12 protein-coding genes are annotated in these 12,344 nt (G+C 71.9%); 4 read left to right on the top strand and 8 right to left on the bottom strand.

Annotation, left to right across the window (positions count from 1 at the left end):
* Nucleotides 1-5: 5 nt before the first annotated feature.
* Nucleotides 6-1,151 carry an Mrp/NBP35 family ATP-binding protein gene (locus AA23TX_RS46300; protein ID WP_155549199.1) on the top strand — a complete coding sequence of 382 codons (1,146 nt, stop codon included), beginning with the start codon at nt 6-8 and terminating at the stop codon, nt 1,149-1,151.
* Between the two features lie 7 nt (nt 1,152-1,158).
* Here AA23TX_RS46300 and AA23TX_RS46295 read toward each other — a convergent pair whose 3' ends face one another.
* From AA23TX_RS46295 to sigE, 5 genes are all read right to left on the bottom strand, one after another.
* Nucleotides 1,159-2,211 (bottom strand): hypothetical protein, encoded by a 1,053-nt coding sequence (locus AA23TX_RS46295; protein ID WP_155549198.1) that lies wholly within the window; start codon nt 2,209-2,211, stop codon nt 1,159-1,161.
* A gap of 348 nt (nt 2,212-2,559) precedes the next feature.
* Entirely contained in the window at nt 2,560-2,991 is a 432-nt protein-coding gene (tatB, locus tag AA23TX_RS46290) for a Sec-independent protein translocase protein TatB (protein ID WP_155549197.1), read from the bottom strand.
* A 76-nt stretch (nt 2,992-3,067) separates the two neighbouring features.
* Complete coding sequence (locus tag AA23TX_RS46285) at nt 3,068-4,585, bottom strand: S1C family serine protease (RefSeq protein WP_196425902.1); 1,518 nt, start codon at nt 4,583-4,585, stop codon at nt 3,068-3,070.
* 426 nt (nt 4,586-5,011) lie between these two features.
* Entirely contained in the window at nt 5,012-5,665 is a 654-nt protein-coding gene (locus AA23TX_RS46280) for an anti-sigma factor family protein (protein ID WP_155549195.1), read from the bottom strand.
* On the bottom strand, nt 5,662-6,261 hold the full coding sequence (gene sigE, locus AA23TX_RS46275; RefSeq protein WP_196425933.1) for an RNA polymerase sigma factor SigE: 600 nt from the start codon (nt 6,259-6,261) through the stop codon (nt 5,662-5,664). The genes AA23TX_RS46280 and sigE overlap by 4 nt, the downstream gene beginning before the upstream one ends.
* Before the next feature lie 211 nt (nt 6,262-6,472).
* On the opposite strand from sigE, the gene AA23TX_RS46270 reads away from it, so the two are divergent.
* Nucleotides 6,473-7,117 carry an O-methyltransferase gene (locus AA23TX_RS46270; RefSeq protein ID WP_155549193.1) on the top strand — a complete coding sequence of 215 codons (645 nt, stop codon included), beginning with the start codon at nt 6,473-6,475 and terminating at the stop codon, nt 7,115-7,117.
* On the opposite strand, the gene AA23TX_RS46265 is transcribed toward AA23TX_RS46270, so the two are convergent.
* Nucleotides 7,076-8,374 (bottom strand): MFS transporter, encoded by a 1,299-nt coding sequence (locus tag AA23TX_RS46265; RefSeq protein WP_230863098.1) that lies wholly within the window; start codon nt 8,372-8,374, stop codon nt 7,076-7,078. The two genes, AA23TX_RS46270 and AA23TX_RS46265, sit on opposite strands and share 42 nt — an antisense overlap.
* Before the next feature lie 62 nt (nt 8,375-8,436).
* On the opposite strand from AA23TX_RS46265, the gene AA23TX_RS46260 reads away from it, so the two are divergent.
* The gene (locus AA23TX_RS46260) at nt 8,437-9,339 is read left to right on the top strand and encodes a LysR family transcriptional regulator (protein WP_155549192.1); all 903 of its coding nucleotides are present in this window, start codon (nt 8,437-8,439) and stop codon (nt 9,337-9,339) included.
* Between the two features lie 264 nt (nt 9,340-9,603).
* Here the strand turns inward: AA23TX_RS46260 and AA23TX_RS46255 are convergent, their stop codons facing one another.
* Nucleotides 9,604-11,067 (bottom strand): leucyl aminopeptidase family protein, encoded by a 1,464-nt coding sequence (locus tag AA23TX_RS46255; RefSeq protein WP_155549191.1) that lies wholly within the window; start codon nt 11,065-11,067, stop codon nt 9,604-9,606.
* A 90-nt stretch (nt 11,068-11,157) separates the two neighbouring features.
* On the bottom strand, nt 11,158-11,325 hold the full coding sequence (locus tag AA23TX_RS46250) for a DUF3117 domain-containing protein (protein ID WP_013222969.1): 168 nt from the start codon (nt 11,323-11,325) through the stop codon (nt 11,158-11,160).
* Nucleotides 11,326-11,522: 197 nt separating this feature from the next.
* Here AA23TX_RS46250 and AA23TX_RS46245 point away from each other — a divergent pair, with 197 nt between their 5' ends.
* Entirely contained in the window at nt 11,523-12,317 is a 795-nt protein-coding gene (locus AA23TX_RS46245; protein ID WP_155549190.1) for an enoyl-CoA hydratase-related protein, read from the top strand.
* The last annotated feature ends 27 nt before the right edge of the window (nt 12,318-12,344 follow it).

Raw genomic sequence — 12,344 nt, 5'->3', positions numbered from 1 at the left:
ACGGGGTGACCAGCACTCAGCAGCTCCCCAGCGTCGACGACGTCCGCAGCGCGCTGAAGAGCGTGCAAGATCCCGAGATCCACAAACCCATCACGGACCTGGGGATGGTGAAGGACGTCGTCGTCGGCGAAGACGGTGTCGTCACCGTCGGGATCTACCTGACGGTGGCCGGCTGCCCGCTGAAGGCGACGCTGACCAACGACACCCGCGAGGCCGTCGCGAAGCTCCCGGGCGTGGTCGACGTGCGGGTCGAGCTGGACGTCATGAGTGACGAACAGCGCTCCGAGCTGCGGAAGTCGCTGCGCGGGGACGCCGCGGAGCCGGTCATCCCGTTCGCGCAGCCGGGCTCGATGACGCGGGTGTACTGCGTCGCGTCCGGCAAGGGCGGCGTCGGCAAGTCGTCGGTCACGGTGAACCTGGCCGCGGCGATGGCTTCCCGCGGGTTGTCGGTCGGCGTCGTGGACGCGGACATCTACGGCCACTCGATCCCCCGCATGCTGGGCACGCGCGAGAAGCCGACCAAGGTCGACACGATGATCATGCCGCCGCAGGCGCACGGCGTGAAGGTGATCTCGATCGGCATGTTCACCCCGGGCAACACGCCGGTGGTGTGGCGCGGGCCGATGCTGCACCGCGCGCTGCAGCAGTTCCTGGCGGACGTCTTCTGGGGCGACCTCGACATCCTGCTGCTGGACCTGCCGCCGGGCACCGGCGACATCGCGATCTCGGTGGCCCAGCTGATCCCGAACGCGGAGATCCTGGTCGTCACCACCCCGCAGCAGGCCGCGGCCGAGGTGGCCGAGCGGGCCGGCGCGATCGCGCTGCAGACGCGTCAGCGCGTCGCCGGCGTCATCGAGAACATGTCGTGGCTGGAGCAGGAAGACGGCTCCCGCCTGGAGATCTTCGGCTCGGGCGGCGGGCAGGCGGTGGCCGAGTCGCTGACGAAGTCGATCGGCTCCGAGGTGCCGCTGCTGGGCCAGGTGCCGCTGGACCCGCGCCTGCGCGAGCAGGGCGACGCGGGGACGCCGCTGGTGCTGTCCGCGCCGGACGCGCCGGCGTCGGTGGTGCTCAAGGAGACGGCGAAGAAGCTGACGGTCCGGGCGCGCGGCCTGGCCGGGATGATGCTGAACGTCACCCCGGCCGGCCGCTGAGCCGTCCCTAGGAGCAGCGCCAGACGTAGGCGGTCGAGTGCTGCGTGGCGGAGTCGTAGCGGAAGCCGCCCGCGGTGCCGTCGTCGCCGATGACGACGGGCAGGTCGGCCTTGAGGTCGCCGAACTTCGAGACGAAGGTGCCCTGGTTCCAGACGCCGTAGCCGGTGCCGGCCGCGTCGTTGCCGCCGTTCGCTTCGTCGATCCGGCCGGTGATCAGGCCGTTCGCGTTGATCGTGAAGCCCGGGTTGCCGTTGGACAGGTTGTAGCTGGACTTCGGCAGGACGTGGGCCGCGTGCTGCTGGTCCCAGTAGACGCCGACCTTCTTGCCGTTGTAGACGCCGTAGCCGACGACGCGGCCGTTCTTGATGGCCTCGGGCCACGCGTACTCGAGGCCCGGCAGGGTGCCGAGGTGGGTCAGCGTCCCGTCGCGCCAGATGTCCCCGCTGTTCAGCACGATCGAGCCGTCCGTGTCGACCGCGGCCAGGCCCGACGGCAGGCCGGTCAGCAGCGTCACGGTGCCCGGCTGGGCGGCGGGCCAGCGGACCGGGGTCGTGCCCGAGCCGTTCTGCTTGCGCACGACACCGATGACGTCGCCGGAGTCGGTGATGCCGAGGGCGCTCGAGAGCGTGTAGCCCGCGGGCAGCTGGCTCGAAGTCGGGAAGGGCAGCTGCACGAGGGTGCCGCCGGAGCTCTTGAAGGCCTTCTGGAAGAGGAAGCCGGACCCGAAGAGCGAGTAGGTCGCGGTCCCGGCGACGGCGCCCGAGCGGTTCTCGGCGGTCACGGCGGCACCGGCGGTCCCCGCCGTGCCGAGGTCGGTGTAGGTCCCGTTGGTCCAGGAAGCGGCACGGCGGGTCTCGCCGAACTCGTCGGTCGGCAGTGTCCAGCCGGCGAAGTTCCCCTTGTCGTCGGTGGCGGTCACCTGCGCGCTGACGGAGGTGCCCGCCCCGAGGGCGGTGGGCTTCCAGGTGCAGGCGGCGGCTTGCGTGGCGGCGGTCGCCTGCTGCCCCGATCCCAGCAGGCCGACGGCGAGCAGCGCACAGCCCAGCGATCTGAATTTCATCTCTCTCCCCTTCGTTTGCGAGCGGCGGACAGCCGCCCCCACTTCGAACGTAGGAGGAAACGATCACTCGGCCGGGGCTCGCGACCCGGGACTAGGGAAATCCCCGGAAACGGTGCGCAAACGGGCGTTCGTGCTTAGTTGGTCCACAGTGGACCCGACGACGTGGCACCCGGCCCGTCTCCTGTTCACGGGTGACGGCCGCAGCCACCCACCCAAAAACAGCCCCCGCCCTCTCCGGGGGTCCGGCCCCGCACCAATTTTATCGGGGCCGGCAGACAAAAAGCTCTGAATGGCCGAGCCGCAGCCGAATTGTCCACATTGCGGCAGGGCTGGGGATAACTGCGACGCCTACGTGGCGTCCGGGTCGATCGGCGGGCGCTCCCCCGGCTTGAGTGGCTCCGGCTGCTTAGCCTGGGCCGTGTAGCCGTTCGAGCCATTCGTCCCGTTGGTCCCGTTGGTACCGCCCAGGTTCGGGCTGCCGTTCGTGATGCCCTTGAGGCCGAGCGGGTCCGCGTCGCCGTCGAACAGGTGCTGCGTCACCACCCGCTTCGGGTCGAAGTTGCGCAGCCCGCGCAGGTCTTCCAAGGGTTTGCGGAGCTGGTCGAACTCCGGGCCCATCTCCTCGCGGAGCTGTTCCCGCGCACCGGTCGCGAAGTCGCGGACCTTCTTCACGCTCTTCGCCATCCAGGACGCCGCTTCGGGAAGCCGTTCCGGGCCGAGGATGAAGAGACCGGCGATGATGAGGACGAGGATTTCCCCCCATCCGACACTGTCGAACACCGTCTACCTCCGCTCGGAACCTACCCGCCCAGGGTACCCGCCCCGGCCCGCGCTCCGGCAGGCCGAACGCGGGAACTCAGTCGGAAGCCAGGGTTACGTCGACGACGAAGCTCGCGCCGTCCCGGACCAGTTGCACCGGGACGACCTGGCCGACGTCGTGGGCGCGCACCGCGACCGTCATCTCGGCCGAGTCCCGGACCAGGCGGCCGCCGATCTTCGTGATGACGTCGCCCTCCTTGATGCCGGCGTTCGCGGCCGGCCCGCCGGGCGCGACGTTCTTCACCTGCGCGCCCATGGTGGACGAGCCGGCGACGGTCGACGAGGCGTTGATGCCGATGTCGGCGTGCTGGACCTTGCCGTCCTTGATCAGCGCTTTCGCGATCTTGACGGCGTAGTCGCTGGGGATCGCGAACCCGATGCCGATGCTGCCGCCGTCGGCGCCGGAGGAGCGGATCGAGGAGTTGATCCCGACGAGCGCGCCGGTGGCGTCGACGAGCGCGCCGCCCGAGTTGCCGTGGTTGATGGCGGCGTCGGTCTGGATGGCTTCGTAGGTGACCGGCGGCGCGCCGTTGTCGCCGCCCGCGGTGATCGGGCGGTTGAGGGCGCTGACGATGCCGGCGGTCACGGAGTTCTGCAGCGCGAGCGGCGAGCCGATGGCCATCACGGTGTCGCCGACCTGCAGGTCCGACGACTTGCCGATCTGCAGGACGGTCGGGTTGGTGACGTTGACCTTGACGACGGCGAGGTCGGTCTTCTGGTCGGAGCCGACGAGCTTGGCTTCGGTGCGGGTGCCGTCGATGAAGATGGCGGTGATCTTGACGCCTTGGTCGGCGCTCGCGGAGGAGATGACGTGCTCGTTGGTGAGGATGTAGCCCTGCGGGTCGATCATGACGCCGGAGCCCTGCTCACCGGAGTCGGCCCCGGGCTTGTAGACCTCGAGCGAGACGACGGCGGGTGCGACGCGCTTGGCGATCTCGGCGACCGAGCCGGCGGGACGCTCCTTGGCGGCCTCGGCTTCGGAGATGGTGGCGGAGCCGGTGAGCTCGTTCCCGGTGTCGGCGACCCACCAGCCGACGAGTCCCCCGACGGCCCCGACGAGCAGCGCGACGACGCCGAGCAGGCCGAGCGCCTTGGGCTGGACGCGCCGGCCGAAGAGCACCTCGGGCAGGCTGAGCAGGGCACCGGGCGGGCGCTGGGCGGGCTTTTCCTCGTCTTCGGCCGGCATCGCGGGCCCGGCGAGAACGGCACCGGCGCCGGGATCGCGCCAGGGATCGCTGGTGCTGTGCCAGAGGGGCGGGTCTTGTTCTTTCGGTTCCCCGGTGGCCTCGCGCGGCCGTTCGAGCAGCACGCCCTCGGCCCCGGGCGGCCGCCGGAAGGCTTCGGCGAGCGATTCGGGAGCGGGCGGCGCGAGCCGGACACCGTTGGATTTCTGCGGGGAGTAGAGCTGGTCGAACGCCCCGTCGACCCCACTCGGCCTGCCGAAGACGGCGGCCTGAGCCGGATCGACGGCGGGCCGCGCGAGCGGCCGCGGACCCAGCCGGTCGGCATCACGCGCGCCGGGCTGCTCGGGATTCTCGTTCGGCTCGGTCATCATTCCCCGGTGCAGAAGATCAGGTGGCTGGGCGTGACGATACCCAAGCCCAGTGCTCCGAGTCTGCCGGTACGTCAGTGAAATGGCTGTTGCTTGGGCCGGCTGTCCCCAGGGGGCGGGCATTGTGGACAAACGGACGGCTCAGCCGCTGATCAGGGCTTTCCGTCAGCGGGCGGCGATAGACTGGACTCGGGGTCGCCCCCCTGGGACGGGCGGGGGCTGCGTTCCGGGGCCTGATGGGGGCTTGCCCCGGGCTGGGGCCCGTACTTCGGGAGCGCCATCCGCCCTCGGACATGCAAAAGCCGCCGTTGGAACCGGCGGGAGCCGCTCCAGGGCTCGCACTCCCTGATCGCTTCAGCCGAGCAGCCCAGGACATGGCGAAGGCCGCCCCGAGGAATTCCTCGTGGCGGCCTTCGCGGGAAACAAGTCTCAGCGGATGCCCGCCGGCACCGCGGCCGGCGAACTCACCGGAGTCGACGTCGGGACCGCCACCGGCTGCGGCACCGCCATCTGGGCCGGCAGCAGGTTCGCCTGCTGCGGCGCTCCGCCCCCGGTTTCCGGGGTTCCGTCACCGCTGTCCGCGGTCGTCCCCACCAGCGCCAGCGCGCTCAACACCAGCCCGGACACCACCACTCCGGCGCCCTGTGCCGCGCGGCGCTTCAACCGGCCGCCGCCCAGGACGTTCGGGGACTGGCCCAGCGGGGCCGCTGTTCCCAACGGCGACACACCGCCCAGGACGCCCGTGTCCCGCAGCCCGGCGACCCGGTCCGGGCGCTGGACCGCGACCAGCTGACCGTCGGCCGTGATGGCCAGGTTGTCCGGGGCGCTCGGGACGTCCGTGTGCTCCGGGATCGACTGCAGGCTCGCCAGGAACCCCGCCGACATCGACGGCGCACCCGCGCGGCGGATCGCGTCGACCGTCTGGCGCTGGGCGCGCACCTCGGCGGCGCACCCGGCGCAGCGCGTGATGTGCGACGCCGCGCGATCGCGGGCGCCGTGCGACAGTTCCCCGTCGACGAACGCCACCACGGCGTCCGGCAGCAAGTGCGACTCGGGGAGTGCCCAGCCTCGGGGAGCGGTCATACCGACACCTTCGCAGACTCGCGGTCGTGAGCGCGCCGGCGCTCGAGCGACGCGCGCAGCGCCTGGCGCCCGCGGTGGATCCGGCTGCGGACGGTGCCCAGCTTGACACCGAGCGTCGCGCCGATCTCCTCGTACGAGAGCCCTTCGACGTCACACAGCACCACGGCGGCGCGGAACTCCGGCGGCAGCTCGTCGAGCGCGGCCTGCAGGTCCGGGTCCAGGTGCGTGTCGGAGAAGACCTGCTCGGGGCTCGGGTCGTCACCGACGATGCGGTCGGTGTCGTCCGGCAGGCCTTCCATCCGTACGCGCGAGCGGCGGCGGGCCATGTCGAGGAAGAGGTTGGTGGTGATGCGGTGCAGCCAGCCCTCGAACGTGCCGGGCTTGTAGGACGCCAGCGACCGGAAGACCCGGATGAAGGTCTCCTGGGTGAGGTCCTCGGCGTCGTGCGTGTTGCCGGTCAGGCGGTAGGCGAGCCGGTAGACCCGGTCGCTGTGCTCTCGGACGACCTCGTCCCAGGACGGCGGCGTCCAGACCGCCTCGTCCAGGGACACGGGCTGAGCCGCGTCGGCGTCGTCATCGGCAACGGCGTTCTGCATCGCGGGAGCAGGCACCTCCATCTGTGTTCTCCTGTCTGCTCCACCCAACGCGGGCTGTCGCCACGGTGTTCCCCGTGGCCTCGGATTTCAGTCTGTCCGGACTCCTTATGGTTCTAGTGAGACTGGACTGAGAGCAGGCTGAGAACTTCTTCCGGGGTGCTTACCAGGGAGCCTGCGCGGATTTATCGACAACCAACGCTAACCTCCGTGCGTGAACACGCCCACCCCCGCGGCCGCACCGGCCGACTCCGGGTTCGTCGACGGGTACCTGCCCGACGACGAGGTGCTGTCTTCGGCGCGCGCACGGGCCGATGACCTGGGCTGCAGCTCGCTGAGCGCGGGCGCGGGCGCGACCTTGCGCTTCCTGGCCGCGACGCTGTGCGCGAAGGCCGTCGTCGAGGTCGGCACGGGCGCCGGGGTGAGCGGGCTGAGCCTGCTGCGCGGCATGGCCCCCGACGGCATCCTGACCTCGATCGACGTCGAGCCGGAGTACCAGCGGGCGGCGCGCGCGACGTTCCGCGAGGCCGGCTTCGCACCGGGCCGCACGCGCTTGATCGTCGGGCGCGCGCTGGACGTGCTCCAGCGGCTCACCCCGGGCGGCTACGACCTGGTGTTCGTCGACTCGGCGCACATCGAGTACCCCGGCTGCTACGAGCTGGGCGTGTCCTTGCTGCGGCGCGGCGGGATCATCGCGTTCCACAACGTGCTGGCCGGCGGCCGCGTGATCGACCCGTCCCACCGTGATCCGGAGACGCTGGCGCTGCGCGAGGTGGCCCGGGCCTTCCGGGAGGACGAACGCCTGGTCCCGGCGTTGCTACCGGTGGGCGGCGGACTGCTGGTCGCGGCGGCGACCTGAGTACTTGTCCACAGGTCCGCCGGACTGTGGACAACTCGCCGGTTCCGGCCGGTTGTGTCGGCCCACGCCGATAGACTGGAACGGGGACGCCCCCCAGGGACGGGCGGGGGCTGTCCAGGCGCCGACCGCCGCTGCCGCCAGCAGGAGCCACACCGTCACCAGGGCGATCAGCCACGGCCAGCCCGCGTGCCCGTAGACCCACGCTCCCGCCGCGCCGCCGACGCTGCTGCCCAGGTAGTACGTCGCCGTGTACATGCCGCCCACCTGGCCGCGGGCGTTCTCGGGGGCGTCGGCCGCCGCCCAGCCGTTCGCCACCGCGTGCGCGGCGAAGAACGCGCAGGTCAGCACCAGGAAACCGGCGATGACCAGCGGTAGTGAGTTCGGCAGTGTCAGCGCCGCACCCACCGCCGTCAGCAGCAGCGCGCCGATCAGCGCGCGGCGCCGGCCGACGCGCGCCACCAGCCTTCCCGCCGCGGCCGACGACACCGATCCCGTCGCGTAGGCGAGGAAGACCAGCGACGCGATCGCCGGCGACAGGTCCAGCGGGTGGCCGGTCAGCCGGAACCCGGCCGCGTTGTACAGCGCGACGAACGAGCCCATCGCGAGCAGCGCGACCGCGTACTGGGCGAGCAGCACCCGCTTGCTCAACGCCGTGACGAGCCCCCGGGCGACCGCGCGAAGCTGGGCGTCGCCGCGTGGGCGCGTCCCCGGCGGCAGCGTCACGACCGTGATCGCCGAGCAGATCGCGCCCACGCCCGCGACGACGAACAGCGCGCCGCGCCAGCTGAGCGGCCCGGCGGTGAACCCGCTGGCCAGCCGGCCGAGCATGCCGCCGATCGTGTTGCCCGCGATCATCGCGCCGACCGCGGCGGCGACGCCCGCGCGGCCGAGGCGTTCGGCCAGGTAGGCCGCCGCGACGCCGGGGAAGCCCGCGATGGCGACGCCCTGGAGCGCGCGCAGGACGAGCAGCGCGGGGTACGTCGGCATCAGCGGCAGCAGCAGGCCGAAGACGACGGACGCGATCACCGAAGTCAGGATCACCGGGCGCCGGCCGATCACCTCGGACAGCGCGGCGATCGGCAGGACGGCGATGGCGAGCGCGCCGGTCGCGACGCTGACCGCGAGCGCCGCGCCGCCGGGGTCGAGGTGGTACTGCGCGGCGAGCTGGGGCAGCACCGGCTGCGGCGCGTAGAGCAGGGCGAAGGAGGAGATCCCGGCCGCGGCGACGGCGGTCTTGACTCGGCGCGTGGAAGTCACGACCTGAAAGTAAGCAGCGCTAACCAATACGTCCAATGCGCTGAACTGGCATGATTGATGCGATGACGTATGACTCGCTGACGGCGCAGGTGGCGCCGCACCTGCCGCTGCTCGCCGCGCTGCGCGAGACGAGGAACGTCACACGCGCGGCGGAGCTGCTGGGGGTGCCGCAGCCGACGGTGAGCCGCCGGCTCGCGGCGCTGGCCGACGCGCTGGGGGCGCCGTTGACGGTTCCGGACGGCCGCGGCATCCGTCTCACGCGCGCGGCGGAACTGCTGGCCGAAGCGGCCGAGCGCGGGTTGGCGGCGGTGGACACGGGCGTCCGGCTGGCGCGCGAGGAGGTGGCGCCGGAGTCGGGGCACGTCGTGCTGGGGTTCCTGCACCTGCTCGGGCGGTCGCTGGTGCCGTCGCTGCTGCGCGGGCACCGGGCGCGGTACCCGGGAGTGCGGTTCACGCTGGTCCAGGGCTCGCGGCAGGAGATGGTCGACCGTCTGGTGGGCGGCGAGCTGGACCTGGCCCTGCTGGCACCGCTTCCCGCGGCGGCTTCGCTGGCCACGGCGGGCTTGGTGGACGAGGAGATCCTGCTGTCGGTCCCGGCGGGCCACCACCTGGCGGGCCGGGCTTCGGTGCGGGTGGCGGAGCTGGCCGACGAGGAGTTCGTGCTGCTGGAGCCGGGGTACGGCGTGCGAACCCTGACCGACGAGCTGTGCGCGGCGGCGGGATTCACCCCGCGGATCGCGTTCGAGGGCCAGGAGTCGGACACGGTCCGGGGACTGGTGGCGGCGGGGCTCGGAGTGGCGCTGCTGCCGCGGTTCGGTCCGGGGACGCCGGCGGGGGTGGCCGAGGTGCCGTTGGAGCCGCGGCCGTACCGGACGATCGGGCTGGTGTGGCGGGCCGACGAGCCGATGACCCCGGCGGTCACCGGCTTCCGCGACCACGTCCTGACGACGGCGGCCGAGCGCTGAGGCCGACCCCACCCCCGGCAAAGTCGCGGTGGCTCGCTCACCCGCAGCTCCGCCAACGTCTGCGGCCACACCAGCGCCGTCGAAACCGCCCCCTTCGAGGCCGACCCCTCGACTTTGCCGCGGCCCCCACCCGTCCCTGGGGGGCGTCCCTGCTCCAGCCTATCGGCCCCCACCGACGACACTGGCTGCGAACAACGAGTTGTCCACAGATCCGCTGACCTGTGGACAACCACGGAACCCCAGGTCAGCCGCACGAAGCCGGGCTCAGGCCAGCGAAGCTGCCAGCTCCACCAAAGTCCGCGCCGCGAAACCGGTCGCCCCCGGGACCACGTCGTCGTAGTTCTTCTCCGACCGCGCCGGTCCCGCGATGTCCAAGTGCGCCCACGGCAGTCCCGCCGTGAACTCCCTCAAGAACAGGGCCGCCGTGATGCCGCCCGGGCCGGCCGGGGTCTGGCGGACGTCGCCGAACTCGCCGCGGACGTTCTCCGCGTAGTCCTCCGTCAGCGGCATGCGCCACCACGCCTCGCCCACGCGCGCACCCGCCTCCACCACCGAAGCCGCCAGGTCGGAATCCGTGGCGAACAGGCCGCCCGTACGCAGCCCCAGCGACACCTTCATCGCGCCCGTCAGCGTGGCCGCGTCCACCACCAGGTCCGGGTTGAAGCGGCGGATCCCGTAGACCAGCGCGTCGGCCAGGACCATGCGGCCCTCCGCGTCCGTGTTGCCGACCTCGGTCGTCTTGCCGCCGTAGTGGCGGACGATGTCGCCCGGCCGGTACGCCGATCCCGACACGTGATTCTCCGCCGCCGGCACCAGCGCCGTCACGCGCACCGGCAGCTCCAGCGCCGCGATCCCGCGGATGGCCGCGATCACCGCCGCGCCGCCCGCCATGTCCGTGCGCATCAGGTGCATGCCGTCGGCCGGCTTGATCGACAGGCCGCCCGTGTCGAACGTGATGCCCTTGCCCACCAGCAGCAGGTGCTTCGCCGCCCCCGACGGCTTGTACGTCATCTCGATCAGCCGCGGCGGCCGCGACGACCCGCCGCCGACCGCCAGGACGCCGCCGAAGCCCTGCGCCGTCAGCCACTTCTCGTCCCGGATCGCCACCTCGACGCGCGGGCCCGCCACCCGGGCCGCCGTGTCCGCGAGCCAGGCCGGAGTCTTGATGTTGGACGGGGTGTTCGCGAGGTCGCGCGTCAGCGCCGTCGACGCCGCCAGCACCGACGCCCGCGAGACCAGCTCGGTGAAAGTGGGGACCGCCCGGTCGTGCGCCACCAGCCGCACCGTGCGGACGGACGGCGCAGCGTCCTCGCCCGTCACCTTGAACTTGTAACCCCCGAGCAGCAGCCCCAGTGCCAGTTCCGTCACGTGCTCGCCGGAAGCCTCCTCCGGCAGCACCAGCTGCACCACGCGGAACGCCTTGCCGCCATGGTCGACGTCGTCCGCAAGGCCCGCGTTCACCGCGCGGACCAGCGCCGCGCCCGCCTTCCGGTACTGCTTCGGCTCGCCGTTGCCCAGGCCCGCGATCCAGCGGGCCTCCCCGGCGGGGACCGTCTGCACGTCGCCCGCCTTGCCGGTGATCCGGACGCCGCCGATCTCCAGCGGCTCGGACTCGACGTCGTCGGCGGGGGCCGTCACCAGCCGGGCGACCGGGGCGCCGCGACGGAGGTCGCCCGCCACCTCGATGTCGAGCAGACTGGTCGGAACGGGGGGTAGCGGATTACGCACAGTGAGCAACCTTCGGGCGCAGAGGAACCGCGACCCCGGCCTCCGAAGGGAGACCGGGGTGCGACGGAAGGACGGTTCGAGGGGGTCGGCTCAGCCGGTGACCTCCGCCAAAGCGGCGCCGAGGTCCTTCGCTTCTTCCGCGGAAAGTTCGACGACGAGTCGCCCACCGCCCTCGAGCGGTACGCGCATCACGAGGCCCCGCCCCTCCTTAGTCACTTCGAGGGGACCATCTCCGGTCCGGGGCTTCATGGCCGCCATAGCGTGCTCCCTCCGTCTCAACCGGCGCGCCCGGGTCGCGCTCGCGTGAAAGCCAGCCGGGTCTGGTGTCCATTGTCCCTCATCAGCGGCCGGGCGCATCAGCGGACCGATCTTTTGCCGCCGTATCGGTGCTGGTATGCGGCTCGCGCGGGGTGGAAGACTGTCGGACGACCGATGTTTCCGCGCAAGGAGAAGACGTGACCACATCCGACGTCCTGCTGTCCGCCGACGCCGACGGGGTGCGCACCCTCACGCTCAACCGGCCGCAGGCGTACAACTCGCTGACCGTCGAGCTGAAGGAAGCACTGCTCGCGGCGCTGCGCGAGGCGTCCGGCGATGCAGCCGTCCGCGCGGTCGTGCTGACCGGTTCCGGCAAGGCGTTCTGCGCCGGCCAGGATTTGAAGGAGCACGTGGGACTGCTCCAGGCGGGTGACCCCGCCCCGCTACACACGGTGAAGGAGCACTACAACCCGATCGTCCAGGCGATCGTGTCGATGGAGAAGCCGGTGATCGCGGCGATCAACGGCACCGCCGCGGGCGCCGGGGCGGCCTTCGCCTACGCCAGTGACCTGCGGATCGCCGCCGAGTCGTCGTCGTTCCTGATGGCCTTCGCCAACGTCGGGCTCGGCCCGGACTCCGGTGCGTCCTGGACGCTGCAGCGGCTGGTCGGCTACGGCCGCGCGGCCGAGCTGATGCTGCTGGCCCGGACCGTCGACGCCGCCGAAGCGCTGCGGCTCGGCCTGGTCGGCGAGGTCGTGCCGGACGAGGAACTGCCCGCCCGCGCCCAGAAGATCGCGGCGAAGCTGGCGAACGGGCCGACCGTGGCCTACGCGAAGATCAAGAGCGTGCTCAACCTGGCCGCGCAGTCGACGTTCGACGAGGCGCTCGCCGCCGAGGACGCCGCCCAGACCGCGCTCGGCGCGACCGCCGACCACACCGAGGCCGTCGAAGCCTTCGTCGGCAAGCGCAAGCCGGTCTTCCAGGGCAAGTGAGCGTCGTGAGTGAGAAACAGTGTTCTA

It is taken from the genome of Amycolatopsis camponoti, assembly GCF_902497555.1.
Classification (GTDB): domain Bacteria; phylum Actinomycetota; class Actinomycetes; order Mycobacteriales; family Pseudonocardiaceae; genus Amycolatopsis; species Amycolatopsis camponoti.
Note: the sequence above shows the minus strand (reverse complement) of the source record. Positions and strands in the feature narration are given on the sequence as shown.

What these genes read in the sequence shown, in the direction of transcription:
- AA23TX_RS46295 (WP_155549198.1), bottom strand. Translation starts at nt 2,211, where the DNA reads ATGAAATTCAGATCGCTGGGCTGTGCGCTGCTCGCCGTCGGCCTGCTG.
- AA23TX_RS46285 (WP_196425902.1), bottom strand. Translation starts at nt 4,585, where the DNA reads ATGATGACCGAGCCGAACGAGAATCCCGAGCAGCCCGGCGCGCGTGAT.
- AA23TX_RS46280 (WP_155549195.1), bottom strand. Translation starts at nt 5,665, where the DNA reads ATGACCGCTCCCCGAGGCTGGGCACTCCCCGAGTCGCACTTGCTGCCG.
- sigE (WP_196425933.1), bottom strand. Translation starts at nt 6,261, where the DNA reads ATGCAGAACGCCGTTGCCGATGACGACGCCGACGCGGCTCAGCCCGTG.
- AA23TX_RS46260 (WP_155549192.1), top strand. Translation starts at nt 8,437, where the DNA reads ATGACGTATGACTCGCTGACGGCGCAGGTGGCGCCGCACCTGCCGCTG.
- AA23TX_RS46250 (WP_013222969.1), bottom strand. Translation starts at nt 11,325, where the DNA reads ATGGCGGCCATGAAGCCCCGGACCGGAGATGGTCCCCTCGAAGTGACT.